The 25,729-nt window shown below is 64.3% G+C and carries 26 protein-coding genes; 19 read left to right on the top strand and 7 right to left on the bottom strand.

The window, feature by feature from the left end:
- Window positions 1-166: 166 nt before the first annotated feature.
- A complete protein-coding gene (gene rtcR, locus ACFOKJ_RS10535) occupies window positions 167-1,753 on the top strand; it encodes an RNA repair transcriptional activator RtcR (RefSeq protein WP_390279322.1) in 1,587 nt (528 codons plus the stop codon).
- A gap of 16 nt (window positions 1,754-1,769) precedes the next feature.
- On the opposite strand, the gene ACFOKJ_RS10530 is transcribed toward rtcR, so the two are convergent.
- The 5 genes from ACFOKJ_RS10530 to ACFOKJ_RS10510 all read right to left on the bottom strand — a co-directional run bounded on the left by ACFOKJ_RS10530 (window position 1,770) and on the right by ACFOKJ_RS10510 (window position 5,550).
- The gene (locus tag ACFOKJ_RS10530) at window positions 1,770-2,528 is read right to left on the bottom strand and encodes a sulfite exporter TauE/SafE family protein (protein WP_390279321.1); all 759 of its coding nucleotides are present in this window, start codon (window positions 2,526-2,528) and stop codon (window positions 1,770-1,772) included.
- Window positions 2,525-3,553, bottom strand: a complete 1,029-nt coding sequence (gene ltaE, locus ACFOKJ_RS10525; protein WP_390279319.1) for a low-specificity L-threonine aldolase — start codon at window positions 3,551-3,553, stop codon at window positions 2,525-2,527. The genes ACFOKJ_RS10530 and ltaE overlap by 4 nt, the downstream gene beginning before the upstream one ends.
- Window positions 3,554-3,707: 154 nt before the next feature.
- Entirely contained in the window at window positions 3,708-3,932 is a 225-nt protein-coding gene (locus ACFOKJ_RS10520) for a hypothetical protein (protein ID WP_390279318.1), read from the bottom strand.
- 254 nt (window positions 3,933-4,186) lie between these two features.
- Window positions 4,187-4,945 carry an MBL fold metallo-hydrolase gene (locus ACFOKJ_RS10515; RefSeq protein ID WP_390279316.1) on the bottom strand — a complete coding sequence of 253 codons (759 nt, stop codon included), beginning with the start codon at window positions 4,943-4,945 and terminating at the stop codon, window positions 4,187-4,189.
- A complete protein-coding gene (locus ACFOKJ_RS10510; RefSeq protein WP_390279314.1) occupies window positions 4,942-5,550 on the bottom strand; it encodes a methyl-accepting chemotaxis protein in 609 nt (202 codons plus the stop codon). Before ACFOKJ_RS10510 ends, ACFOKJ_RS10515 begins: the two co-directional genes overlap by 4 nt.
- 189 nt (window positions 5,551-5,739) lie before the next feature.
- Here ACFOKJ_RS10510 and ACFOKJ_RS10505 point away from each other — a divergent pair, with 189 nt between their 5' ends.
- Entirely contained in the window at window positions 5,740-6,522 is a 783-nt protein-coding gene (locus tag ACFOKJ_RS10505) for a tRNA threonylcarbamoyladenosine dehydratase (RefSeq protein ID WP_390279312.1), read from the top strand.
- A 150-nt stretch (window positions 6,523-6,672) separates the two neighbouring features.
- On the opposite strand, the gene ACFOKJ_RS10500 is transcribed toward ACFOKJ_RS10505, so the two are convergent.
- Window positions 6,673-7,410: a substrate-binding periplasmic protein gene (locus ACFOKJ_RS10500; protein WP_390279311.1), complete on the bottom strand. Its 738-nt coding sequence runs from the start codon at window positions 7,408-7,410 to the stop codon at window positions 6,673-6,675.
- 31 nt (window positions 7,411-7,441) lie between these two features.
- Window positions 7,442-9,076: a methyl-accepting chemotaxis protein gene (locus tag ACFOKJ_RS10495; protein ID WP_390279309.1), complete on the bottom strand. Its 1,635-nt coding sequence runs from the start codon at window positions 9,074-9,076 to the stop codon at window positions 7,442-7,444.
- Between the two features lie 167 nt (window positions 9,077-9,243).
- Between ACFOKJ_RS10495 and ACFOKJ_RS10490 the strand changes: the two genes are divergently transcribed.
- From ACFOKJ_RS10490 to ACFOKJ_RS10410, 17 genes are all read left to right on the top strand, one after another.
- Window positions 9,244-10,026 (top strand): 3-hydroxybutyrate dehydrogenase, encoded by a 783-nt coding sequence (locus ACFOKJ_RS10490; protein ID WP_390279307.1) that lies wholly within the window; start codon window positions 9,244-9,246, stop codon window positions 10,024-10,026.
- Window positions 10,027-10,161: 135 nt separating this feature from the next.
- Entirely contained in the window at window positions 10,162-10,758 is a 597-nt protein-coding gene (locus ACFOKJ_RS10485) for a Maf family protein (protein ID WP_390279305.1), read from the top strand.
- Between the two features lie 23 nt (window positions 10,759-10,781).
- Window positions 10,782-12,278 (top strand): ribonuclease G, encoded by a 1,497-nt coding sequence (rng, locus tag ACFOKJ_RS10480; RefSeq protein WP_390279303.1) that lies wholly within the window; start codon window positions 10,782-10,784, stop codon window positions 12,276-12,278.
- A 135-nt stretch (window positions 12,279-12,413) separates the two neighbouring features.
- Window positions 12,414-13,196: a serine O-acetyltransferase gene (gene cysE, locus ACFOKJ_RS10475; RefSeq protein ID WP_390279301.1), complete on the top strand. Its 783-nt coding sequence runs from the start codon at window positions 12,414-12,416 to the stop codon at window positions 13,194-13,196.
- 473 nt (window positions 13,197-13,669) lie between these two features.
- Entirely contained in the window at window positions 13,670-14,512 is an 843-nt protein-coding gene (locus ACFOKJ_RS10470) for a 2OG-Fe(II) oxygenase family protein (protein ID WP_390279299.1), read from the top strand.
- Window positions 14,513-14,834: 322 nt separating this feature from the next.
- Window positions 14,835-15,065 (top strand): DUF2061 domain-containing protein, encoded by a 231-nt coding sequence (locus ACFOKJ_RS10465; RefSeq protein ID WP_174873694.1) that lies wholly within the window; start codon window positions 14,835-14,837, stop codon window positions 15,063-15,065.
- Window positions 15,066-15,153: 88 nt separating this feature from the next.
- Window positions 15,154-15,723 (top strand): cysteine hydrolase family protein, encoded by a 570-nt coding sequence (locus ACFOKJ_RS10460; RefSeq protein ID WP_390279297.1) that lies wholly within the window; start codon window positions 15,154-15,156, stop codon window positions 15,721-15,723.
- Window positions 15,724-15,807: 84 nt separating this feature from the next.
- Window positions 15,808-17,958, top strand: a complete 2,151-nt coding sequence (locus ACFOKJ_RS10455; RefSeq protein ID WP_390279296.1) for a UvrD-helicase domain-containing protein — start codon at window positions 15,808-15,810, stop codon at window positions 17,956-17,958.
- A 30-nt stretch (window positions 17,959-17,988) separates the two neighbouring features.
- Window positions 17,989-19,692, top strand: coding sequence for a tetratricopeptide repeat protein (locus ACFOKJ_RS10450; protein WP_390279295.1), 1,704 nt, complete (start codon window positions 17,989-17,991; stop codon window positions 19,690-19,692).
- On the top strand, window positions 19,689-20,576 hold the full coding sequence (locus tag ACFOKJ_RS10445) for a hypothetical protein (protein WP_390279293.1): 888 nt from the start codon (window positions 19,689-19,691) through the stop codon (window positions 20,574-20,576). Before ACFOKJ_RS10450 ends, ACFOKJ_RS10445 begins: the two co-directional genes overlap by 4 nt.
- A 64-nt stretch (window positions 20,577-20,640) precedes the next feature.
- Window positions 20,641-20,820 carry a DUF3460 family protein gene (locus tag ACFOKJ_RS10440; protein ID WP_390279291.1) on the top strand — a complete coding sequence of 60 codons (180 nt, stop codon included), beginning with the start codon at window positions 20,641-20,643 and terminating at the stop codon, window positions 20,818-20,820.
- A 112-nt stretch (window positions 20,821-20,932) separates the two neighbouring features.
- Window positions 20,933-21,598 (top strand): class I SAM-dependent methyltransferase, encoded by a 666-nt coding sequence (locus tag ACFOKJ_RS10435; protein ID WP_390279289.1) that lies wholly within the window; start codon window positions 20,933-20,935, stop codon window positions 21,596-21,598.
- A 115-nt stretch (window positions 21,599-21,713) separates the two neighbouring features.
- Window positions 21,714-22,121, top strand: coding sequence for a biopolymer transporter ExbD (locus ACFOKJ_RS10430; protein ID WP_390279287.1), 408 nt, complete (start codon window positions 21,714-21,716; stop codon window positions 22,119-22,121).
- The gene (locus ACFOKJ_RS10425) at window positions 22,121-22,954 is read left to right on the top strand and encodes an energy transducer TonB (RefSeq protein ID WP_390279285.1); all 834 of its coding nucleotides are present in this window, start codon (window positions 22,121-22,123) and stop codon (window positions 22,952-22,954) included. The genes ACFOKJ_RS10430 and ACFOKJ_RS10425 overlap by 1 nt, the downstream gene beginning before the upstream one ends.
- A 3-nt stretch (window positions 22,955-22,957) precedes the next feature.
- Window positions 22,958-24,226, top strand: a complete 1,269-nt coding sequence (gene tolB / locus ACFOKJ_RS10420) for a Tol-Pal system beta propeller repeat protein TolB (RefSeq protein ID WP_390279283.1) — start codon at window positions 22,958-22,960, stop codon at window positions 24,224-24,226.
- A 103-nt stretch (window positions 24,227-24,329) separates the two neighbouring features.
- The gene (gene pal, locus ACFOKJ_RS10415; protein WP_390279282.1) at window positions 24,330-24,854 is read left to right on the top strand and encodes a peptidoglycan-associated lipoprotein Pal; all 525 of its coding nucleotides are present in this window, start codon (window positions 24,330-24,332) and stop codon (window positions 24,852-24,854) included.
- A gap of 79 nt (window positions 24,855-24,933) precedes the next feature.
- Complete coding sequence (locus ACFOKJ_RS10410; RefSeq protein WP_390279280.1) at window positions 24,934-25,683, top strand: YbgF trimerization domain-containing protein; 750 nt, start codon at window positions 24,934-24,936, stop codon at window positions 25,681-25,683.
- The last annotated feature ends 46 nt before the right edge of the window (window positions 25,684-25,729 follow it).

Below are 25,729 nucleotides of genomic sequence, written 5' to 3'. Positions count from 1 at the left end.
CAAAGCCGTGCCAGCTGCACTGGGCATGGCTTGAATTTCCTGCAGATTGTTGTTTTGAAAGAAGAAAAAATTTCCGCTGGTAATGCGGCACTGACTGACTACGTGCCATGTCATGTAAATTTCTGATAAATTTGGCTAGTAAAATTAGCCATGTGGATATGAAGCGATGCGTAAAACGGTAGTCATCGGCTTTCTCGGCACAGTGCTGGACAAGGGCGGTTACGGTGAGGCGCGCTGGCAGAAGTGGCGGCCAACGGTAGGCATCTGCCGACAGCCGCAATTGCCCGTCGACCGGCTGCACCTGCTGCACGACAACCACAGCCTGAACCTGGCAAAACTGACGGCTGCCGATATCGCCAGCGTGTCGCCGCAGACCGAGGTGGTGCTGTCGCCGTGCAATCTGCGCGACCCCTGGGACTTCGAGGAGGTCTATTCCACGCTGCACGACTACGCCGCGGCATACCCTTTCGATAGCGAGAACGAGGACTACCTGCTGCACATCACCACCGGTACCCACGTGGCGCAGATCTGCTGGTTTCTGCTGGCCGAGTCGCGGCATATCCCGGCCCGGCTGCTGCAAAGCGCCATTGGCCATCGCGATAGCCACTACGCCGGTACGGTGAAGGTGATCGACCTGGATCTGTCGCGCTACGACCAGATTGCCCAGCGTTTCGCTCGCCAGCGTGACGACACGCTGGCGCTGCTCAAGTCCGGCATCGCCACCCGCAATCCAGCCTTCAACCGCATGATCGGCGAGATCGAGCGGGTCGCCACCCGCTCCACCGCGCCGATGCTGCTGTGCGGGCCGACAGGGGCCGGCAAGAGCTTCCTGGCGCGGCGGCTATACGAGCTGAAGAAAGCCCGGCACCAGCTTGCCGGGCGCTTTGTTGAGGTGAACTGCGCAACGCTGCGTGGCGACAGTGCCATGTCGGCGCTGTTCGGCCACGTCAAAGGCGCCTTCACCGGCGCGCTGAATGCGCGTGACGGCCTGCTCAAGAGTGCCGATGGCGGGCTGCTGTTTCTTGATGAAATCGGTGAACTGGGTGCGGATGAGCAGGCCATGCTGCTCAAGGCCATCGAGGAAAAGCGCTTCTTTCCGTTTGGTGGCGATCGCGAAGTGACCAGCAGCTTCCAGCTGGTGTGCGGCACGGTGCGCGATCTGCGGCAGTGGGTGGCCGAGGGCCGTTTCCGCGAAGACCTGTACGCGCGCATCAACCTGTGGAGTTTCGATCTGCCGGGGCTGGTGGAACGGCCGGAAGACATCGCGCCCAACCTGGAGTTCGAGCTGCTGCGCCATGCCAGGGAAAGTGGCGAGCGGGTGCGTTTCGCACGCGAGGCGCGAGAGGACTACCTGGCGTTTGCCTGCTCGCCGGATGCGCAGTGGCGCGGCAATTTCCGCGAGCTGTCCGCATCGGTGACACGCATGGCGACCCTGGCCGAGGGTGGCAATATCGGCCAGCACGAGGTGGCGGAGGAAATTGGCAGGCTGCGGCGCAACTGGGCGCTGGCAGCGGGCGAGCGCCCGAGCCTGCTGGCCGGGTTGTTGCCGCAAGCGGCGGAGCTGGACCTGTTCGAGCGGGTGCAGCTGGAGGCGGTGGTCACCGTCTGCCGCGAGTCGGCCAGTCTGTCGGAGGCTGGCCGCAAGCTGTTCGCGGTATCGCGTCAGGCCCGCAGCCAGGCCAATGATGCCGACCGGCTGCGCAAGTACCTGGCGCGTTTCGGGCTGGACTGGTCAGCAGTGAAAGGCAGCTGAGCCACGCCCGGCGGCCCTAGCCATACACTTTCCAGAAAAACGCCAGCGTCAGCACGCTGCCCAGCGCCACCACCATGCGCTTGAGCCAGAGCGCCGGCAGGCGGCGCGCCAGGCGGGCGCCGGCCACGCCGCCGCTGATGGTGCCGGCCAGCATCACCAGCGCCGCTGGCCAGTCCACGATGCCGGCCACGATGAAGGCCAGCACGGCCACACCGGAGATCAGTACCGACAGCCAGGTTTTCAGCGCGTTCATGCGCGTCAGCGTATCCAGCGCGAACAGGCTGTACAGCGCCAGCATCATGATGCCCATGCCGCCACCGAAAAAGCCGCCGTAGATGGCTACCAGCAGTTGCCCGGCCAGCAGGCCGGCGCGGCTGCCCTGTACTGCGGCGGCATGGCGGCCCAGCCAGCGGGTGAGCTGGCTGCTGGCGGCGAACATCACGGTGGCCAGCAGGATCAGCCATGGAATCAGCACATCGAACAGCCGGGGGGATACCACGGTGACCAGCCAGCCGCCGATGAGGCCGCCGGCCAGGCTGGCCAGGCTCATGGCGGGCAGGGTCTGCTGACCGACGAGCTCGCGGCGGAAGGTCAGGCTGCTGGCGACATAGCCCGGCCATTGCGATACCGAGCTGGTGGCATTGGCGACTATCGGTGGCAGGCCGGCGGCCACCAGCGCCGGGAAGGTGATCAGCGTGCCGCCACCGGCCACCGCGTTGAGCGCACCGGCGGCGAAGGCGGCGGCAAACAGCGCCAGTGCGATGCCCAGTGTCATGCGGCCAACACGCTGGCGAACACCGCCACGATGCGGTCGATGTCGTCACGGCCGATCTGCCAGTGCGTCACCAGGCGCATCAGCCCGCCTTCCGGCCCGTTGGCCTTGATGCCGGCGGCCGCCAGTGCCGCCATCAGCTTGCTGCCATCCAGCGAGGCCGGCAGCTGGAACCACACCATGTTGATGTGCACATTGTCGAGGTTTACCTGTACACCGGGCAGGGCGGCCAGCTGCTCCGCCAGGTAGCGGGCGTTGGCGTGGTCCTGTGGCAGGCGGTCCACCATCTCGGTCAGTGCCAGGATGCCGGGTGCGGCCAGCACGCCAGCCTGGCGCAGGCCGCCGCCCAGCAGCTTGCGGTGTTTGCGGGCGCGGGCGATGAAGGCGGCCGGGCCGGCCAGGATGGAGCCCACCGGCGCGGCCAGGCCCTTGGACAGGCAGCACATCACGGTGTCGCTGTAGCGGGTGATGTCGCGTACGTCGCAGCCCAGGTGCACGGCGGCGTTGAACACGCGGGCGCCGTCCAGATGCACCGGCACGCCATGCTGCTGCGCCACTTCCCATACCGCCTGCATGGCGTCCAGCGGAATCACCCGGCCATTGCTGTGCGCGTTTTCCAGGCAGATCAGCCCGGTGCGCGGCCAGTGGATGTCTTCGCCGTCGCGGATGCGCTTTTTCACCTCGTCGGCGCGCAGCACGCCGTCGGCGCTGGCGATGGTACGCAGCTGCACGCCGGCAATCACCGCCGCGCCGCCGGTTTCGTGCCATACGATGTGGCAGTCGTCGCCCAGGATCACCTCGTCACCGCGCTGGCAGTGGGTGTACAGCGCCAGCTGGTTGCCGAAGTTGCCGCTGGGTACGAACAGTGCGGCTTCCTTGCCGAGGATGCTTGCGGCCAACGTTTCCAGCTCGCGTACGGTGGGGTCGTCGCCGTAGACGTCATCGCCGACCACGGCGTCGAACATGGCCTGGCGCATGGCCATGGTGGGCTGGGTAACGGTGTCGCTGCGTACGTCGATATGGTGCATGAGAGCCTCTGTGCCTGGGCAGCAAAAACGGCGACCCTCGGGTCGCCGTGCTGGCTATTGGTAATCGGGGTCACCCGATTTTGCCCGTCGCATCGACGGGTGCATAGTTGTGCGGCAGAACAGTCAGTTTTTGCCGGTATGCAATGAATGCGGTTCAGTGCACGCGATAGGAGGCCTTCAGGGCTTCGGTGCGGCGCTGGGCGAGATCCAGCGCGGCGGCGGGCATGCTGATGTCGGCGCCGCAATGGCAGCGCAGCGGCTTGTCGGGGTGCAGGCTGGCCAGGTGGTGGCGAACTTCATGCCCGCAGTCGCAGGCGATAACCACGGTGGCGTTGTAGTGCTTGTCCAGGTCGATATCGAAACGCGGTGACTTCATCATCGGTACATCTCCTGTAATGAAACAAACACCTCCACATGGGAGGTGCCAGGCTGCTGAGAAACTACCTGTTTACGCCCTACCGGACCCGGCAAAGCCGGGCCGCTCCAGCTATGGGCTTGAGTCGGCAGCCTTCCTGATTGCAAAACAAAGCCATTTTTCGGTGCAAAATGACTTTGTTAACACCCTCACACCTCCGTTCACGGAGGTGTATTCAGCCTAGAAGATGAGCGGGTTATTGCAAGTAATACAGTCGCTTACAGCGTGCCGCGATGGCGGAAGGTGGACAGGCCAATCGGCAGTTCGGCAAACCAGTTGATGAAGCGCATCACGTCATCGCCCTGGTAGATGGCGCCGTGCTGCGGGCACAGCATGTCGATCTTCATGCGCGCGGCGCGTTCGCACCAGTCCAGCTTGGCTTCGGTGGAGCCCATCCAGCGGCGGTGGAAGCCTTCGGCGTGGCGGATGTGCTGGTCGAAATTGCGCACGAACAGCGCGTCTTCGTCTTCCGGCAGCAGCGCCGCGCCCACGTCGCCGGAAAACAGGATGCGTGCATCCGGGTCATACAGGTGCAGGTTGCCGGAAGAGTGCAGGTAGTGCGCCGGGATGGTGTGCAGCTGCCCCAGGCCCAGCGCGATATGCTGGCCCTCGTCCGGTATCGCCTGCAGCGAGTGGTCGTCACCGCCGAAGTGCGGGATGAAGCTGCTCCACAGCCGGCTGACGTGGCAGCGGATTTTTGGGTTGCAGTCCAGCCACAGCCCCAGCGAGGAGATGATGTCCGGGTCCTGGTGCGAGGCGAACAGGCTGTTGATGCTCATCGGGTCGGTAACGGTGGACAGCGCGGCGAATACCGCCGGGAAGATCTCGCTGCCGCCCGGGTCGGTCAGCAGGTTGTCGCCGTCGCGGCTGATCAGGTACTCGTTGGTGTCGATCACGAAACCGGGCTTGGCCGGGTCGCGGGCGATGACCACCCAGCGGTGGTTGCCTTCCTGGTAAATGGTGGTTGCGGTTTTCATAGTCTTTGCATTCCGGCGCACAGCGTTTCGATGGACGGCAGGATAGTCTGGATTTTCTGATCGAATTCCTGGCTGACTTCGGCCAGCGCCCGGCCATATTCGCGGCCGTAGGCTGCCTCGATTTTGGCGGAGCGGGAAATGGCGGTACCGAACTGGCACAGTTTGCGCGCCTCTTCCAGCTGGTCCAGCAGGCGCAGGCGCACCTCGCGTACCTGCTGTGCGCGGGCGAGGAACAGAGTCTTGCGCTCGGCAACAATGGCATCCAGCGCGGCAGACGGGCGTTGCAACTGTGTCTGGGTGGTCTGCAGCAGCTGCTGGCGGCGCTCGCGGCGCAGCTGGTCGGAAATCAGGTTTACTGCCAGGTAGGCATCGGTGGACAAGGCCTGCATCAGTCTGGTGAGCTCCACCGACAGTGTGCGCAGTTCCTTGGAAATCACCCCGAAACCCAGCGCCACTTCACCGGCGCGATGCGACAGCAGAATGGCGTTCAGCGCCATGATGTTGATCTGGAAGGCGATCAATACCACGCCCTTGATGCCTTCGTTCAGGCGCACGAAGCTGGCCAGCTGTAGCGAAGAGGAATGTTGCAGGGCCTGTGTGCTCACTCCGGGGGTCTCCTGATGGCGGCATGCCGTGTTCGGCAGTCTAGCAAACCACTACCCCGCTTGCCTGCCTTCTTGCGCCGCTGGCATGACGAGGCTCAAGTGTGCATGCGTCTGGCGTGCGGGGCATTGTGGCTGGAGATTGTGGCCGTGCTTGGTTATGCTTGGCCGTTTTTGCAGTGGGAGCATGGCATGGAAGCCGATTTGCAGCGCCGTTTCGGCGGTATTGCCCGCCTGTACGGCGATGAAGCGCTGCAGCGTTTTGCTGCGGCCAACGTTTGCATCATCGGCGTGGGCGGGGTAGGCAGCTGGGCGGTGGAGGCACTGGCGCGCAGCGGCATCGGCCGGCTGACGCTGATCGATCTGGACAACATCGCCGAATCCAACACCAATCGCCAGCTGCCGGCGCTGGACCCGAACTTCGGCATGGCCAAGGTCACCGCGCTGGCCGAGCGCGTGCGTGCCATCAACCCGGCCTGCGTGGTTACCGAGGTGGAAGACTTCGTTACCGAAGAAAACCTGGCTGCCATGCTGGGGCAGGGCTTCGACTACATCATCGACTGCATTGACAGCCTGCGGGTGAAGACGGCGATTGCCGCCTGGTGCGTGCGCCGCCGCCAGAAGCTGATCGTATCCGGCGGCGCCGGCGGGCAGATGGACCCGTCGCGCATCGCCATTGCCGACTTGAGCGCGGTAACCGACGACCCGCTGCTGTCCAAGCTGCGCTACAACCTGCGCCGCCACCACGGCTTTGCCCGCGAGCCAGGCAAGAAAATGGGGGTGAGCTGCGTGTACTCCACCGAGCAGCTGGTGTACCCGCAGGCGGAAGCCTGCGAGGTGGGCGAGGTGCGCGGCCCGCAGGGGCTGTCCTGTGCCGGCTTTGGCGCCAGCATGGTGGTGACTGCCAGCTTCGGCCTGTTTGCCGCCGGCCGCGTGCTGGAGGATCTGGCCGGCAAGCGGCGCAAGAAGGGCTGAGTCACTCACATTGGTAGGGCGGAAGCCCGGTACTACCGGGCGTTCCGCCGAGATGTGTCCCATCTGCGTGGTTGAGGGCGGATCGCCCCTGCGGGGCATCCGCCCTACGATTTCGTGCGGCTTGCGGCCAACGTTGGCCGCATGGCCGGCTCACTCCGGCAGCTGGTACTTGTCGCGGTAGCGCTGCACGATGCGCTGGTATTCGCCGCTGGCTTTCAGTTTCAGCAGGGCGGTATCGAATTCCCGCCGGCGCAGGTCGCTGCGAAAGCCGACATGGCGGGGCGAGTTGCCGAACAGCGCATAGCTGCTTACCGCTGGCCGCCGCCCCTGCAGGTCCTGCTGTGTCTGGTTGGCATGGAAGATGAATTCATCGCTGATTACCACGTCGGCGCGATGGTTCAGCAGCAGGCGGTTCAGGGTGTCCTGATCGGCATGCTCGCTGTAGCTGGGGGCCGACTCCACGGCGCGGGTGTAGTCGTTGCCGAACAGTAGCCGCGCGTTCTGGAAGCTGGCCACGCTGTAGCGCGACAGGTCGGTAATCTGGCGCAGCACGATGCCGCTTTGCTGCAGCACGATGGCGCGGTTGCGGTAGTACAGCAGCGGCTGCGAGTAATACAGCCCGCTGCTGGCACCGGGAATCAGCGTGATCATCGCTTCCACGCTGCCTTCGCGCAGCATGGCCAGGCCACGCGCCTGCGGCACCTGCACCACTACCACGGCATGCCCGGCCAGCTGCAGGGTGCGAATGGCCAGCTCCGATTCCATGCCGCTCTTGCCGCCGGCTTCCACATAGGGCGGCTTGGGCAGCCCGACCGCCAGCCGCAGGGTGGCTGCTGTGGCAAATCCGGCAAGCAGCAGATGGCAGACCAGTAATAAACGCAGCAGCATGAACGGCATTCCGGCAGGGGGCTCCTGCCGATTATAGTCTGAAGCGGGTAAGCGACTGGTTCAGTAGCCGGGAGGTGTCTTCCAGCCCCACGGCTTCCGCCGACAGCCGGTCGGCTTCCTCGTGCTGGCGCAGCACTTGCTCGTCGATGGCGGCAATGTCCTGGTGCATGGCGCGAATATCAGAATGAATGGTGCGCCCGGCAGCCAGTACTTCGCCAAAACGTTGCTGCAGGCCTTCCAGCAGGTGGCGCAGGCCTTCCAGTGCGCCATGGGCGCTGCTGGAGGCGCCGGACAGCTGTTCTGCCTCGTCGGCATGGCCGGCAATGATGTCGGCGGTGTCGCGGATGGTCTGCAACAGCTTGGCGACAAAATCATCGGTTTCCGCCAGGGTGTTCTGCGTCTGGCCGGCCAGCTTGCGCACTTCGTCTGCCACCACGGCAAAGCCGCGGCCAGCCTCGCCGGCACGGGCCGCCTCGATGGCAGCATTCAGCGCCAGCAGGTTGGTCTGCTCGGAGATGCCGGAAATGCGCTGCATGATGCCGGTGATGTTCTGCACATCCAGCGACAGCGCCTGGAAGCGTTGTGCCAGCTCACGGTTGGCCGCCACATGGCCAGCCATGCCGTCGGTCATGTTGCCGACCGCGCCGCGCGACTGCCCCAGTTCACCAGCCACCGCCTGCAGCTGCCCGGCTACCTGCTCCAGCAGCACGTCGCTGTGCTGGCTGAGTTGCTGGATATGGCCGGCGCGCTCACGGCTGCCTGCCAGCAGCCGGCTACCCACGCCGGCGGCCTCCTGCAGTTGCAGCGCGCTCTGGCGCACGTTCTCGGCGCTGTGGAAGGTATGGCGCGCGTTGTCGGCCACTTCCAGCAGCGTGCTGTTCACCGTGCTGCACAAAGCATTGAAACTGCGCGCCATGCTGGCGATCTCGTCATTACCACGCGGATTCAGGCGTGCACTCATGTCATGGTCGCGGGCCTGGCGTTCGATATGGCTGGCAATGCGGGCGATGGTGCTGCCCAGCCAGCTGGCCAGCAGCCAGGCAATCACGGTGCCCAGCAGCAGCAGGATGGCGCCGATCAGCAGCGATTCGCGGAGTGCGGCCAGCTTGCTGGCCTGGGCTTCCTGCAGCGGCACGTCGGCGGCCAGGACCACCGGCTGGCCATTGACGGTAGTGGGCAGGAAGATGGAGCGGAAGGTACCGTAGTCGTCGCTGTATTCGTCGTAGTGCAGCTGCTTGTCGGCAAACGCTGCCAGCAGGCCGGGGCTGGCTTCATAGGCTTGCAGGTGATGGCCGAACTTGTCGGCCCGCAGTTCGTCCTCGCCGGCGCCGTCCGCCAGGTACAGCACCTTGCCGTCCTGCTGGGTCAGCAGGTACAGGTATTTCACCCCGAACTGGCGGGCGTAGCCATCCAGCTTGCGTGCGTTGTCCAGCATCTGCGTGCGGCTGACGCTGCCGGGAGTGAACATGCCGGCCAGGAAGCGTTCGTCCAGCAGCGTCGGTATCGCGCGCGCAGCGGCATTCAGCCGGGTGTCGATGATGGCCAGCGCCTGTTCGCTGCTGCGCAGGTAGTTATGGGTGGTGAAAGCGGCGGCTGTCAGCAGGTTCAGTACCAGAAACAGGCAGACCAGCTTGGTGCGTATACTCAGACGATGTAGCCAGGACATGGGGGGCGATCCTTCGGGGCTTGGGGGGCGGCCGCCAGCGTGGCTGGTGGCGGTGTATTTTAATGGGCTTGCATAATGCATTTTAAAACCGGATTTACAAAATCGGAACGCATAATACGGCCATGCCTTGGCGGCAAGTGTGGCAACAAGCACAAAGGAGAACGTGGATGACAACAATTCGTACTGCTCTGGTAACCGGTGCTGATCGTGGCATCGGATTGGCGATTGCCTGCCGCCTGGCGCGCGAAGGCTGGCAGCTGGCGCTGCATGGGCTGGCGGATGCCGCCGGCCAGGCCGAGGTGTTGGCCGCAGTGCGCACGGCCGGTGCGGCTGACGCCGCTTATTTCAGTGCGGACCTGCGTGATGGCGCGGCCACCCGCGCGCTGGCGGAGGCGGTGCTGGCGCGCTTTGGCCGCGTGGACGTGCTGGTGAACAATGCCGGCATGCAGTTCGCGGCACCGCTTACCGAAATGCCGGCGCAGAAGTGGGACGACATCATCGGTGTGAACCTGTCCGCCGCCTTCCACCTGCTGCAGCTGTGCCTGCCGGGCATGCTGGCGGCCGGCTGGGGCCGGGTGATCAACATCGCCTCGGTGCACGGCCTGGTGGCATCGAAGAACAAGTTGCCGTACGTGGCCAGCAAGTTCGGCATCATCGGTCTGACCAAGGCGGCGGCGCTGGAAACCGCCGGCAGCGGCGTTACCGTCAACGCCATCTGCCCGGGCTGGGTAGAAACCGCGCTGATCGAGCCGCAGATCATGGCGCGCGCCGCGCAGTTCGGTGGCGACCGCGCCGCCGGGCTGCGCGATCTGGTACTGGAAAAGCAGCCATCCGGCCAGATGAGCCAGCCGGAGGACATCGCCGAGGCGGTGCTGATGCTGTGCGGGCAGTGGGCGCACAACCTTACCGGCGTGGCGCTGCCGGTGGATGGCGGCTGGACCGCGCAGTAAGTCCATCCTGGGTTGGCCGCATGCTGGCGCAGTCTGCGGCCAACCTTGCCTTGCCTCAAGTGGCGGCATATCCGCCGTTGCCATGCTCTGGTAATCTTGCCGGCGACTGATATTCAAGCTTGCGATTGTTTAACCATGAGTGACAACCCGTCCCGTCTGTACCTGGCTTCCGGCAGCCCGCGCCGCCGCGAGATTCTCGAAGGCCTTGGCCTGCACCTGGAACGCATCCACGCCGACATCGACGAGTCGGTACTGCCCGGCGAAGCCGCCGTGGCCTACACCGAGCGCCTGGCGCGCGAGAAGGCCGCCGCTGGCTGGAAGGTGGTGAGCGATTGCGGCCTGCCGCCGTTCCCGCTGCTGGCCGCCGATACCACCGTGGTGCAGGATGGCGAGATCTTCGGCAAGCCGGCCGATGCCGACGACGCCCGCCGCATGCTGCAGGCGTTTTCCGGCCGCAGCCACCAGGTGGTGACCAGCGTGGCGATGCGCCTTGGTGATGAGGTGCAACTGGCCACCAGCATTACCGACGTCACGTTCAAGCCGCTGGGCGAAGATGAAATCCAGCGCTATATCGACAGCCGCGAGCCGTTCGACAAGGCCGGTGCCTATGGTATCCAGGGCAAGGCCGCGGTATTCGTCGCCCGCATCGAAGGCAGCTACACCGGCGTGGTGGGGCTGCCTGTTTATGAAACAGCACAACTTCTCGGCAAGTTCGGTTTCCAACTGCCCTGATACACAGTTCACCGGAGCTTGCCATGCTGCAACAACCGATTCCGTTGCCGCGCGATATGCCGCGGCCAAAAGAGCAGATTCTCGTCAACATCACGCCGCAGGAGACGCGGGTGGCGGTGCTGGAAGACGCCATCGTGCAGGAGCTGCACATCGAGCGCTCCGCCAGCCGTGGCATTGTCGGCAATATCTACCTGGGCCAGGTCAAGCGCGTGCTGCCCGGCATGCAGAGCGCCTTCATCGAGATCGGCCTGGAGCGCGCCGCCTTCCTGCACATCGCCGATGTGCTGGAACAGCGCCAGCACCCGTCCGAGCCGCAGCGCATCGAGAAGATGCTGTTCGAAGGCCAGACCGTGCTGGTGCAGGTGATCAAGGACCCGATCGGCACCAAGGGTGCGCGGCTGTCCACCCAGATCAGCCTGGCCGGGCGTTTCCTGGTGCACCTGCCGCAGGAAGAACACATCGGCATCTCGCAGAAGATCGAGCAGGAGGCCGACCGACTCAGCCTGAAGTCGCGGCTGGAAAAGCTGCTGCCGGCCGGTGCGCCGCGCGGCTACATCATCCGGACCAGTGCCGAGACTGCCACTGACGAAGAGCTGACTGCCGATATCGATTACCTGTCCAAACTGTGGGCCGATATCCGCCACAAGTCGCAGCATCTGCCGGCGCAGAGCCTGCTGTACGAAGACCTGCCGCTGGCGGTGCGCGTGCTGCGCGACATGGTGAGCGACTACACCGAGAAGGTGATCGTCGATTCCACCGAGAACTACGGCAAGATGGTGGAGTTCGCCGAGGCCTATGTGCAGTCGGCGGTGGCCAAGATCGAGCGCTACAGCGGCGAGCGTCCGCTGTTCGAACTGCACGGCATCGAGACCGAGATCGACAAGGCGCTGTCGCGCCGCGTCAACCTGAAGTTCGGCGGTTACCTGATCATCGACCAGACCGAGGCGATGACCACCATCGACGTGAACACCGGTGGTTTTGTCGGCAACCGCAACTTCGACGAAACCATCTTCAAGACCAACCTGGAAGCCACGCTGTCGCTGGCGCGCCAGCTACGCTTGCGCAACCTGGGCGGCATCATCATTGTCGATTTCATCGACATGGACAGCGAGGAACACCGCAGCGCGGTGCTGACCGAGCTGGCCAAGGCGCTGGCGCGTGACCGCACCCGCGTGACGCTGAACGGCTTCACCAGCCTGGGGCTGGTGGAAATCACCCGCAAGCGTACCCGCGAAAGCCTGGCACACGTGCTGTGCGAGCCGTGCCCTACCTGCCAGGGCCGCGGCGAAATCAAGACCGCGCAGACAGTGTGTTACGAGATCCAGCGCGAGATCGTGCGCGAAACGCGCCGTTTCGATGCCAAGGGCTTCCGCATCCTCGGTTCGCAGAACGTGATCGACATGCTGCTGGACGAGGAATCGCAAAGCCTGGCGATGCTGATCGACTTCATCGGCAAGCCGATTTCGCTGTCGGTGGAAACCAGCTACAGCCAGGAACAGTTCGACGTTGTGTTGTTGTAGAGATCAGGGATATTAGGGGCTAGAGATTAGAGGGTAGGGAATCGTTGTCCGTACCTGGTTTCTCATCCCGAGTCCCTGGCCGGCGCGCCCAAGTTGCTTGGCTTGGGTTGGCCGCAAGTATCAGGAGTAGTAGGCATGACAGAAGTAAACAGCGACCCACTGTGGTCCTCGATTCTCCAGGAAGCAGAGCAGGCGGCGCGTGACGAACCGCTGCTGGCCAGCTTCCTGCACATGACGGTGCTGCGCCACGGCACGCTGGAAGACGTGCTGGCGTTTCACCTCTCCAGCAAACTTGCCAGCCCGGTGATGGACGCCCGTGCGCTGCTGGAATTGTTCCGCGAGGCCTATGCCGCCGACAGCGGCATCATCGAGGCCGCGCGCGCCGACATTACCGCCTGCTTCGAGCGCGACCCGGCCTGCGACAGCTATTCCACGCCGCTGCTGTATTTCAAGGGCTTTCATGCCATCCAGAGCCAGCGCATCACCCACTGGCTGTGGCAGCAGGGCAGAAAGACACTGGCGTATTTTCTGCAGAATCGCATCTCCGAGGTAATGGGCGCCGATATTCACCCGGCGGCCAGAATCGGCCACGGTGTCATGCTCGACCATGGCACTGGCGTGGTGGTGGGCGAGACCGCGGTGATCGGCAACAACGTGTCGATGCTGCACGGTGTCACCCTCGGCGGTTCCGGCAAGGAGCGCGGCGACCGTCATCCCAAGATTGGCGATGGCGTGATGCTGGGCGCCGGCGCCTCGGTACTGGGCAATATCCGCGTGGGCGAGTGCGCCAAGGTGGGCGCTGGCAGCGTGGTGCTGGACGACGTGCCGGCGCATACCACGGTGGTGGGCGTTCCGGCCAAGGTGGTGGCGCAGCTTTGTCCGGGCACGCCGGCACTAGACATGGATCAGCGCGTCTGATGGGCTCGAAAAGCTCCCGCTTTCGTCACGATACTGCGTTGCTCACAAAAAATTTCTCCTTACATATCAGCCATATGCTGCGTCGAAATTTTTTGTTCGCGCCTTGTCTCGCTTAGAAATCAGGGTTTTTCGAGGTACCCCGAACTGACGCGGTGGGCAACAAGCCGTGCGGCCAACGCTGCACGGCTTTTTTCTTGCCTGTGGCGGGCAACAAAAATGCCAATGGTGTTGTGTATGGTATGGCGTGCAGACCTTGTCTGGCGCGGCTGTGCCGGCCGTTTCGACGGAAAGCCAAGCAAAAACAGCCAACTATGCCATATTGCTGAAAAGTGCCATTACCAGTGGTGTAGCAACATTAAAATGCCAATGGAAAGTCATATCGGGTACTTTTCTTGCGAGGTGGCAGCGCGTAGAATCCGCCGCCTTCGCATGTCCGTACCCACGGGCCTGCCGCCAGCTACAGGATAGACATCATGAACGTACGCGTAGTCGATTACCGCGCCGCCGATGCGGCCGAACAGTTCACCCGCTCGCTGCACGAAACCGGCTTCGGCGTGCTGGTGAACCACCCCATTCCGCAGAATCTGGTGGAAAAGATCTACCGCGACTGGCTGGCCTTCTTCGGCAGCGAGCAGAAGCACGACTTTGCCTTCTCGGTGGAAAAGCAGGATGGCTACTTCTCGCCGGAGATCTCCGAAACAGCCAAGGGTCACACCCAGAAGGACATCAAGGAATACTTCCACATCTACCCGTGGGGGCGCATCCCGGCGCAGCTGAAAGACGACGCCATGCGCTACTACGACACCGCCAACACCCTGGCGCAGGAGCTGCTGGGCTGGGTGGAGCAGTACACCCCGGCCGACATCGCGCAGCATTACAGCGAGCCGCTGTCGAACATGATCAAGGGCAGCAACAAGACCCTGCTGCGTGTGCTGCGCTACCCGCCGCTGACCGGCAACGAACCGGCCGGCTCGCTGCGGGCCGCTGCGCACGGCGACATCAACCTGCTCACCATCCTGCCGGCGGCCAACGAGCCGGGCCTACAAGTGCAGGACATGAACGGCAACTGGGTGGATGTGCCGTGCGATTTCGGCATGCTGATCATCAATATCGGCGACATGCTGTGCGAGGCTTCGCGCGGCTACTACCCGTCCACCCAGCACCGGGTGGTGAACCCCACTGGCGAGGGCGCCAGCAAGAGCCGGGTGTCGCTACCGCTGTTCCTGCACCCGCGTGACGAGGTGGTGCTGTCCGAGCGCTACACCGCCGGCGCCTATCTGAGCGAGCGTCTGCGCGAGCTGGGCGTGAAGATGTAAGAAAAACGCCCGCTTTCGTTGCGATACTGCGTTGCTCACGAAAAATCCCTCCTTACATAGCAAATCTATGTGGCGTCGGGATTTTCCGTTCGCGCCTTGTCTCGCCGCGAATTAGCTTGATTGGAAACCGGGGTTTTTTATGGCTGCAGCCAAGGTTGGCCGCAGGCGATAGGGAAGCCAAAGGGCGGGCCGCAAGGCTCGCCCTTTGTGCTGATGCGAAAGCATTATGACTATCGCACCGCTAAAACCCTTCAATTTTCACTATTGAGCGGTGGCGGCTATCATTGCAACAAGTTCGATAGCCATATGCCGGGAGCCAGCCATGATCAAGACCATCACCTTCGCCATCTGCCATTTCAGCGTGGCATTCAGTGTGGCCTATCTGCTCACTGGCAGTTTCGGCGTGGCAAGCCTGCTGGCGCTGGTGGAGCCCATGGTCAATACCGTGGCCTACTATTTTCACGAAAAAGCATGGGACAAGCTGCGCGCCGGCAAGCGGCGAGTTGCAGATGACGGCACAGCCGGGCATCGCGGCCTGTTTCATGCGCACTAGGCTCCGGATGTCGGTTTAACGGTTAAATCGATAACTGCAAGCCTGCATGCTTGCTAGTATGGCCATTCGTTCCTAGCGGATAGTTGCCATGCTTGCTCCCGTTTCCTCTTCACCGGTCGCCCTCATCATCATCGACATGCAGCAGGGCATGCGTCGCATGCCGGCCGAGTCGCGCAACAACCCGCAGGCCGAGGCGACCATCCTGCGTCTGCTGAGCGCATGGCGGGCGGCCGGGCAAACCGTGGTACATGTGCGGCATATGTCGCTGACACCCGGCTCGCCTTTCTGGCCGGGGCAGGATGGCGCCGAGTTCCAGCCGGAGCTGCAGCCGCTGCCGGGCGAGCATGTGCAGGAAAAGAACGTGCCGGATGTTTTCACCCACAGCCAGCTGGAGCGCTGGCTGCGCGTGCGCGGCATCCAGCGCATCGTCATTACCGGGGTCAGCACCAATAACTCGGTGGAGGCTTGTGCCCGCAGCGCCGGCAATCTCGGCTTCGATACCCTGGTGGTGGCAGATGGCTGTTACGCCTACGCCAAAACGGATTTCGACGGCGTGCCGCGCAGCGCACAGGAGGTGCATGCCATGGCGCTGGCCAATCTGCATGGCGAGTATGCGCAGGTGATAGGCAGCGAGGTGGCGCTGGCACTGCTGGCTTGAGTCGATAGCCACCAAGGTTGGCCGCAGGGGGGCAGTGGCGCTGGTGTAGAATGCAACGATTGTTTCTCTACCCGCCTGTGCCCCATGAACGACAAGCTGCTCGCCGGCCTCAACCCCGAACAACTCTCCGCCGTTACCTGGCCCGCCAAGAGCGCGCTGGTGCTGGCCGGCGCCGGCAGCGGCAAGACGCGGGTGCTCACCACCCGCATCGCCTGGCTGCTGTCCACCGGGCAGATCAACCCGTCCGGCATCCTGGCGGTGACCTTCACCAACAAGGCGGCGCGCGAGATGCAGACGCGGCTTTCCGCCATGGTGCCGGTGAACGTCAAGACCATGTGGATCGGTACCTTCCACGGCCTGTGCAACCGGCTGCTGCGCATCCACTACCGCGATGCCGGCCTGCCGCAGACCTTCCAGATTCTGGATGCCGGCGAGCAGCAGTCCGCCATCAAGCGGCTGCTGAAGGCGCTGGATGTGTCCGACGAAAAATTCCCGCCCAAGGCCGTGCAGCAGTTCATCAACGGCAACAAGGAAGCCGGCGTGCGCGCACATGCGATTCCGGTGCCGATGAACCCGTACGAGGCCAAGTTGATCGAGCTGTACGCCGCCTACGACGCGCAGTGCAACCGCGAAGGCGTGGTGGATTTCGCCGAGCTGCTGCTGCGCTGCTACGAACTACTGTCGCGCAACGAGGCGCTGGCGGTGCACTACCGCGAGCGCTTCCGCCACGTGCTGGTGGACGAGTTCCAGGATACCAACCGCCTGCAGTACGCCTGGCTCAAGCTGCTGGCCGGCAGCGACAACGCGCTGTTCGCGGTGGGCGACGACGACCAGTCCATCTACGCCTTCCGTGGTGCCGAGGTGGGCAATATGCATGCGCTGCTGCGTGATTACGGCATCAGCGCGCCGATCCGCCTGGAGCAGAACTACCGCTCCGCCGGCACCATTCTGGATGCGGCCAACGCGCTGATCGAACACAACGATGGCCGCCTGGGCAAGCAGCTGTGGACCGATGCCGGCGCCGGCGAGCCGATTCGCGTGTTCGAGGGCTTCAGCGACGGCGAGGAAGCGCAGTTCGTGGTGGACGAGGTGAAGGCGCTGGCGCGCGATGGCTGGAATCTGTCCGACATGGCGGTGCTGTACCGCTCCAACGCGCAATCACGCATTCTGGAACACGTGCTGGTGCAGGCAGGCGTGGCCTACCGCATCTACGGCGGCCTGCGCTTTTTCGAGCGCCAGGAGATCAAGCACGCGCTGGCCTACCTGCGTCTGGCGATCAACCCGGACGACGACAACGCGCTGATGCGGGTGATCAACGTGCCGGCGCGCGGCATTGGCGCCCGCACGGTGGAAAACCTGCAAACCGCCAGCCGCGAGCGCGGCATCAGCATGTGGCAGGCCGCCTGCGGTGCCGGCGGCGGCCGCACCGGCGGCAAGGTGGCCGAGTTCGTGTTGCTGGTGGAACAGCTGCGCGCCCGCTGCGAGCACCTGACGCTGGCCGAGCAGATCAGCCTGATCGTGGATGATTCCGGCCTGCGCGCCATGTATGAGGCCGACCGCAAGGAAGGCGAGGAGCGGCTGGCCAACCTGGACGAACTGGTGAACGCCGCGCTGGGCTTCATGCCGCACGAGCCGGAGCTGGCGGTGGTGGAGTTCCTGACCCAGGCCAGCCTGGAAGCGGGCGATCACCAGGCTGATGCCAGCGCGGATGCGCTGCAGCTGATGACGGTGCATGCCGCCAAGGGCCTGGAGTTCGATGCGGTGTTCATCACCGGTCTGGAAGAAGGGCTGTTCCCGCACGAAAACAGTTTTGACGGCAAGGGCCTGCAGGAAGAGCGCCGCCTGATGTATGTGGCCATCACCCGCGCCCGCAAGCGGCTGTACTTCACCTCGGCGCAGAGCCGCATGCTGCACGGCCAGAGCCGTTACCCGATCCGCTCACGATTTGTCGACGAAATACCAGCAGAACTGTTACAACACTTGTCTGCTACGGTAAAAGCAGCAGCCCCGCGCCGTAATGCCTGGCAGCAGGAAGCGGCGCCGGCCTTCGTGCGCAGCAGCAGTATTGCCGGCTGGCGTATCGGCCAGGCACTGAGCCATGCCAAGTTCGGTGCCGGCGTAGTGATCAGCGCCGAAGGCGGTGGCGACGATGTGCGTTTGCAGATCAACTTTGCCGAGCACGGCATCAAGTGGCTGGATCTGCGCTATGCCGCCGACAAGCTGACCCCGGCCTGAGGCAGCCAACCCCTATTGACGAGAAGCAAGATGAGCCAGCAGCCACGCGAATCCACCACCTTTCACGCCATCACCGGGCAGCGTGAGGCCGGTCGTGTCGAGTACGGCAACCCGTTTGCCAAGAAAATGTACCTGGTGGTGGACAGCGTGCCGGAAATGCAGCGCGCCATGGCGATGACGCTGAACTCCTTTGGCGCCGAGAAGGTGGAATACGCCGGCAAGCCCAGCGATGCGCTGGTCAAGCTGATGCGTTACGACTTCGACGTGGTGCTGTGCGACTACGATCTGGGTACCGGCAACGATGGCCTGTACCTGTACGAGGAAGCCAAGGAGCGCAATCTGCTCAAGCAGTCCTGCGTGTTCATGATCGTCAGTGGCGAGCGTCGTGCGGCCAAGGTGATCTCGGCGGCGGAGCTGGCACCGGACGGCTACCTGCTCAAGCCGTTCACCGGCGTGGAGCTGGGCCGTCGGCTGGAAATGGCGATGCGCCGCCGCGAGGCTTTCAAGGTGGTGGACGATGCGCTGATGAGCCACGACTACCTGGGTGCCATCGAAGCCTGCAACAAGAAAATCACCGAGCGCGGCGAGTTCGCGCTGGATTTCATGAAGCTCAAGGGCAGCCTGGCGCTGAAGATCGGCGACTACGACAGCGCGCAGGCGCTGTACAAGCAGGTACTGCAGGTGAAGGAGATGCCGTGGGCACGGCTGGGCATGGCCAAGGCCCTGGCCGGGCAGAAGCAGGTGGAGCCGGCACTGGCCATGTTCGAGCAGGTGATCGTGGAAAACGACCGGGTGATGGAGGCTTACGACTGGCTGGCCCGGCTGTACCAGGACAACCACGACCTCTCCCGGGCGCAGGAAATCCTCAAGCGTGCCACCGAGCTGGCGCCGGCCACCGTGCGCCGGCACCAGGTGCTGGCCGAGGTGGCAGAAGAAAATGGCGACCTGTTGCAGGCGCGCAGTGCCTACAGCACGGTATTGAACCTGGCCAAGTCCAGCTGGCACCGCAACCCGTCGCAATACTCGGCGCTGGTGCGCACCCAGCTGGCCTGTGGTGAAAAGGCCGAGGCGGCGCGCACGCTGGCATCGCTGCGCCGCGACTACAAGTACAACCAGGAAGGCGAGTGGATGGCGGACGTGGTGGACAGCGCCATCCAGAACAGCAGCGGCAACAAGCAGGCTGCCGCGCGCCTGCTGCAGTCCGCTGCCGACCGGCTGGGGCAGCTGGGCAAGCTCAGCGACGACCAGAAGCTGGAGTTCGCCCGCGCCTGCTACACCCAGGGCCAGAAGGAGCTGGGCGACCAGGTGGCGCGCGACATGGTGCGTAACCATCACGACAACCAGGATCTGCTGCAGAAGCTGTCCGCCATGTTCGACCAGGTGGGGCAGGGCGATGCCGGTCGCCAGCTGATTGCCAGCAGCGTGCAGGACATCGTCAACCTCAACAACCAGGCGGTGCACATGGCGCAGATGGGCGAGCACGATCGCGCCATCGCCCTGTTCCAGCAGGCGCTGGAGGAAATGCCGCAGAACACGCAGCTGATGCTTAACCTGGTGAACGCGGTGATCGCGCAGACCCACCGCCATGGCTGGAACGAGAGCCATGTGCGCCAGGCGCACCAGTTGCTGCAGAAAGTGCGTGAACTCGACCCGGCCAACAGCAAGTTCCAGAAGCTGCTGCAGGCATGGCGGGTGCTGATCTCCCAGCACCAGAAGCAGGAGTTCCAGCTGTGAGTGGCTGGCGGCAACGTTGGCCGCAGCAGGGTCTGCTGCTGGCGCTGCTGCTGTTCTGGCTGTTGCTGGTGCTGCTGGGTGGCAGCTGGTTGCTGGCCTATGAGCGGGCGAGCATGCAAGGCACGCTGGACGAGGATGCCAGGCAGATAGCCGTGCAGATGCGGGACAGGCTGGGGCGGTTGCAGCAGGCGGCCCAGCAGTTGCTGCTGGATATTTCCCGTTTGCAGCAGATGGAAGCCGGCACGGACCCTGGCCACTACATGAACAAGCTGCGCGCGGATTTCCCCCTGCTGCAGCGGGTGGCCTTGCTGCGCCGCGACGTGCGCAATCATGGTCTGCCGCTGAGCGTGGCCTTCCCCGCGCTGGCAGCAGACGGTGCAGCACTGCCGCCGGATCTTGCCGAGTACCCGGCAGTGGCGGCGCTGCTGCCGCAGCTGGCCATCGGGCAGGCGGTAGTGCTGCCGTGGCAGGAGCACGGTAGTACCGCCACCCATTTACTGCTACTGCCCGGTACGGATGGCTCCGTGCTGGCGTTGTGGCTGCCGCCGAGCGGCATGTTGCCAACCCTGCCGGCAACCAGCTTGCGTCTTGGCTGGCAGGCCGAGGGCTACCTGACCCGCACGCCTACCCAGCTGTATGCCCATACCGAGATTCGCAGTGGCCCTTTCCTGTTGCAGCTGGAGCTGACTCGCCGGATCGGCTGGGCGGAAATGCATTCGCCGCGGTTGTGGCTATTGCTATCCTGCCTGTTGCTGGCCCTGCTGGTGAGCATCTTCAGCTATCAGCGTTTTGGCATGTTGCGCCAGCAACGGCAGCAGCTGTTGCAGGCGCAGGCCGCATGGCTGACGCGGCAATCCGCATCGGCTAACGCTATCCGGCATTGAAGCTGCTGCCTGGCCGGGTGCTTTTGCAGTACAATCGCCGCCATCTTTTACCGGGAGTATTCAGATGTACCAGTCCGATTTCACCCAATTCATGAACGATTACCTGGCCAAGCATCCGGAAGTGGATGCCGAGCGCCGTGAGCTGCGTCTGACCTGGTGGGATCGCCCGCAGGATCTGGACGATCTGGCGCGCTGGAAGGCATCGCGCGTAGCGCAGAAGCCCTACGTCTACCAGCCGGAGTAAGGCCGGCATTGCAGCAGCCCCGCCACGCGTGCGGGGCCGCCGGTAACCAAAGCCCTTGCCGCCACGCAAGGGCTTTGTTGTGACTGCGGCATTTTGATTTCCGAGCCTGTTCATGACACGACACACCATGACCTTCGGCCCGCAGGTGGCCGAGTACCTGTTCGATATCGGTGTTAACGAGCACCCGGTGCAGCGCGAGCTGCGCGAATTCACCGCCGGCCACCGCATGGCCAAGATGCAGATCGCTCCCGAGCAGGGGCAGTTCCTGGGCTGGCTGGTGCAGTTGCTGGGTGTACGCCGCTACCTGGAGATCGGCACCTTTACCGGCTATAGCGCGCTGACGGTGGCGCTGGCCATGGGCGAGGCTGGCCGCACGGTGGCCTGCGACATGAGCGTGGAGTTCACCAGCATCGCCATGGATTACTGGCGACGCGCCGGCGTGGCCGATCGCATCGCGCTGTATCTGCAGCCCGGCCTGCTGACATTGCACCAGTTGCTGGCCGATGGCGCCGCCGGCAGTTTCGACCTGGCCTTCATCGATGCCGACAAGCAGAGCTACCCCGACTACTACGAGGCCTGTCTGCAACTGGTGCGCCCCGGCGGGGTGATTGCCATCGACAATATTCTGCTCAATGGCCGCGTGGTGGACCCGCAGCCGGGGCACCCGCGCAGCGTGGAGATACTGCGTGCCTTCAATGCCGGCCTGAAGCACGATGCCCGCGTCGACCAGTGCATCCTGCCGATGGGCGACGGCATGACCTTGCTGCGTCGCCGCTAGGACATTGCCCCGCCAGCCAGGAACCTAGCCGGCGCGGGCCGGTCGTTAGAAAGCTGAAACCATTGCGCGGGTGCAGATGCTAACATCCTGCTTCCGCCACCCGGAGAAACACCCGATGTTGCAACGCCGTCCCCGCCGCATGATGAACCAGATGAACGTGGTGCCGTATATCGACGTGATGCTGGTGCTGCTGGTGATCTTCATGGTGACCGCGCCGATGTTCACCCCCGGCGTCATCGACGTGCCCAGCGTGACCCGCGCGGCACAGGTGGATACCACGCCGCTGGAAATCAGCATCGAGGCCGATGGCCGCTATTTTGTCGGCGAAGGCGGCAAGCGCCAGCCGATGGCGGATCTGGACGCGCTGATCGCCGACGTACAGGCACGGGTGAAGGATAACCGTCCGGTGGTGGTAACCGCCCACCGCGACCTGAAATACAGCGCGGTGGTGGCGGTGGCCGACCGGCTGCACGAGGCCGGCATCCAGCGCGTGGCGCTGACCGTGCGCCAGCAGGGGAACTGATGCTGGCCGCACGCGAACCCGGCAAGGCTGCCTGGCTGCTGTCGCTGCTGCTGCACGCTGGCCTGCTGGCCGTGCTGTGGTGGTCGGCGGCACCGGCGGTGCTACAGACGCCGCCGCCACTGGCGGTGGAGCTGTGGGCTGGCGGTGGCAGTATCGCCAAGCCGGTGCCAGCTACGAATCCCAAGCCTGTGGCTGCGCCGGCAGCTACCAGCAAGCCGCAACCGCCGGCTGCTCCGGCAGTCGCGCCACCCCAGGTGCCGCAATTGCCGGCGGCCGACATCACCCTCAAGGGCGGCAAGCCTCAGCCCAAGCCGCAGCCACAGTTGGTAGAGCCGGCCAAGGCGGTAAAGAAAGCACCACCTGCCGAACAGGCCAAACCGCAGCCAGCGCCAGCCAGCCCCAAAGCGACCAAGCCGAGCAAGAGCGCGCCGCCGCAAACCGATGACCTGCTGGCCGGGCTGGACGAGCTGCCACCGGGCCCCGGCAAGGGCAAGGTGACGCAGGCTGGCGGCAAGCAGGGTGTGCAGGGGGGAAGCGTGACCGGTGTGGCCGATCTGCGCGCGCAGTATATCGAGGCGGTGCGCAACCGCATCCGCCCGTATGTGATGGTGCCGGATGGCATCAGCGGCAACCCGCAGGCGGTGGTGGAGGTGGAAATCCTGCCCACCATGGAAATCCGCAGCAGCCGGCTGCTGCGCAGCAGCGGCAACAGCGGCTACGACCAGGCGGTGCTGACGGCATTGCGCGAAGCGCGCCGCTTCCCGGCCTTGCCCAAGGGCGCGGAGTTTGCCGACTTCCGCCGCATTACCCTGAACTTCCGACCCAAGGAGTAAGCCTTGCAAAACCTCTTTGTTCTCGTGCAGCGGCTACTGCTGTGCTGCCTGTTGTTGGCCGCACCGCTGGCTCGCGCCGATCTGACGGTGGATATCGTTGGTGGTGGCGCCAACCGCTACCCGCTGGCGGTACTGCCGCTGGCCAATGAAGAATGGCTGCCGGATCCGGTTACCAGCACGGTGAAGAGCGATCTGGCGATGACCGGGCTGTTCAACCTGCTGGAAGTCCCCGCCGGCGCCACGCTGGAGCCCGGCTACTGGCAGCAGCAGGGCGCGCGCGCCATGGTCTACGGCCGGGTGGGCAAGCTGGATGGCGGCATGCTGCGCGTCACCTTCTGGGCCGATACCCTGACGCCGCGTGAGCAGAAGCTGGCGATGGAATTCGATGTGCACCCGTCGCAGCTGCGCGATGTGGCGCACCGCATGGCTGACATGGTGTACGAGGCGCTGCTGGGCGAGAAAAGCCTGTTCGCCAGCCGCATTGCCTTCGTGCTGCAGGCAGGCAAGGAATGGCGACTGCAGGTGGCCGACGTGGACGGCCGCCGCGCGCAGACCGTGCTGCGCTCCGGCGAACCCATCATCTCGCCGGCGTGGAACCGCGATGGCACCCGCCTGGCCTACGTATCGTTCGAAAACAAGAAACCCATTGTCTACCTGCAGGACCTGTCCACCGGCCAGCGCCGGGTGCTGGCCAACTACAAGGGCAGCAACTCCGCACCGGCCTGGAGCCCGGATGGCCGCCGCCTGGCGGTGGTGCTCACCCTGTCCGGCAATTCGCAGATCTACCTGATCAATGCCGATGGCAGCGGCCTGCAGCGCTTCAGCTACAGCAATGCCATCGATACCGAGCCGGTATGGAGCCCGGATGGCCGCAGCATCGCCTTTGTTTCCGACCGCAGCGGCAGCCCGCAGCTGTATGTGCAGCAGCTGGATGGCAGCCGCAACGCGCGGCGCATTACCTTCCAGGGTGCGTACAACGTGTCGCCGTCGTTCTCGCCGGATGGCCGCCAGCTGGTGTACGTGCAGCGCGAAGGCGGCCGTTTCAAGGTGATGCTGCACGAGCTGGCCAGTGGCGACAGCCGTCAGCTCAGCAACAGTGCCTATGATGAATCACCGAGCTTTGCTCCCAACGGCAAGATGGTGCTGTATGCCAGTGACCAGGGCGGGCGCAGCGTACTGTTTGCCGCCTCCATCCAGCACCCGGGGCGGGTGCGCCTGGGGGTGATCCAGGGCGAGGTGCAGGATGCTGCCTGGGGGCCGTTCAACCCCTGATGCGGCGGCTTGAACCAAACCTTGTCGCTGCCGGTCTTTATTTTGTGCAAAATTTTTTATCTTGTCCTAGCCGTCTAACCGAATCGAATTGAAGGAGAAGCGCATGAAAGTCGCCCCGTTTATTGTCGCTGCCAGTGTCGTGCTGCTCAGCGCCTGCGCCAGTACCCCGTCGGCCGGCGATACCGCGGCCACCGCACCGGTGACTGCCGGCAACACCACCGGCAACAGCGGCGATCTGAAGCCGGCGCAGCAGCTGCCGGAAGTGGATGCCCGTGCCGCCGAGGCCGCTGCCTTTGCCGGCGTGAATGGCAAGAGCGTGTACTTCGACTTCGACCAGTCCACGATTCGCGATGCCGACCGTGCCACCGTGCAGGCGCACGCCAGCTACCTGGGCAAGTACAAGACCAATGTGCTGATCCAGGGTAATACCGATGCCCGTGGCAGCCGCGAGTACAACCTGGCGCTGGGCCAGCGCCGTGCCGAAAGCGTGAAGCAGGCGCTGGAAGTGCTGGGCGTGAAGCCGGAGCAGGTCGAGGCGGTAAGCCTGGGCAAGGAAAAGCCGCGTGCACAGGGCACCAGCGAGCAGGATTACGCCGAGAACCGCCGCGCCGACTTCCTGTACCAATAAGGCGCTGACGGCTTGACCACCATCCGGGATCGCGGCACGCTGTCCCGGATTTTTCATTGAAGCGATTGGCGATTCCACCATGCAAAACCGACTGTCGATGCTGTTGTTGCCCGTACTGCTGGGCGCCTGTGCCACCTCCAGCGATCTGGAAGCCACCCGTCAGCAGCTGCAGAACCAGCTGAGCAGCAATGCGCAGCAAGCCAGTGCACGGCTGTCCGACGTGGAAGCCAAGCTGGCCAACCAGCGCCTGCTGGACCTGGTGAACCAGGTGGGGCAGATGCAGAGCGAAATGGCCAGCCTGCGCGGCCAGAACGAAGTGCTGCAGCATCAGCTGGCGGAAACGCAGAAGCGGCAGAACGACCTGTATGCCGATCTGGATCTGCGCCTGGGCAAGCTGGAGCGGCCGCAAGGCGACGCCAGCGCCGCCCAGGGCGAGGCGCCGGCGCTTGCCGCTCCGGCCCCGGTGGAGGCTGCGCTGGCCGGGGCGCTGGATACCCTGCGCAAGCGTGACTTTGCCCAGGCAGTGCCGCAGCTCAAGGCGGTGATGGACCGCTACCCAGGCTCGACGCAGGCGGTGGAGGCCAACTACTGGCTGGGCGTGGCGCACACCGCGCTGAAGCAATACGACGCCGCCATCGATATCCAGCGCCGCTTTGCCGAGCAATATCCGCGCAATGCCCATGCCGCCGATGCACTGCGGCTGATGGCCGACAACCAGCTGGCGTTGCAGCAGAAAGACCAGGCGCGTGCCTCCCTGCAACGCCTGATCAAGCTGTACCCGGGCAGCGCCGCCGCGCAGAAGGCCAAGCAGCGGCTGGCCACGCTGTAAGCCTGTTGCTCTACCGCCCTGGCCGCAGCGTATGCGGTCAAGCCCG

Source organism: Vogesella amnigena (genome assembly GCF_042648905.1).
In the GTDB taxonomy this organism is placed as follows: domain Bacteria; phylum Pseudomonadota; class Gammaproteobacteria; order Burkholderiales; family Chromobacteriaceae; genus Vogesella; species Vogesella amnigena.
The sequence above is the reverse complement of the archived record's forward strand: the minus strand, read 5'-3'. Positions and strand labels throughout refer to the sequence as shown.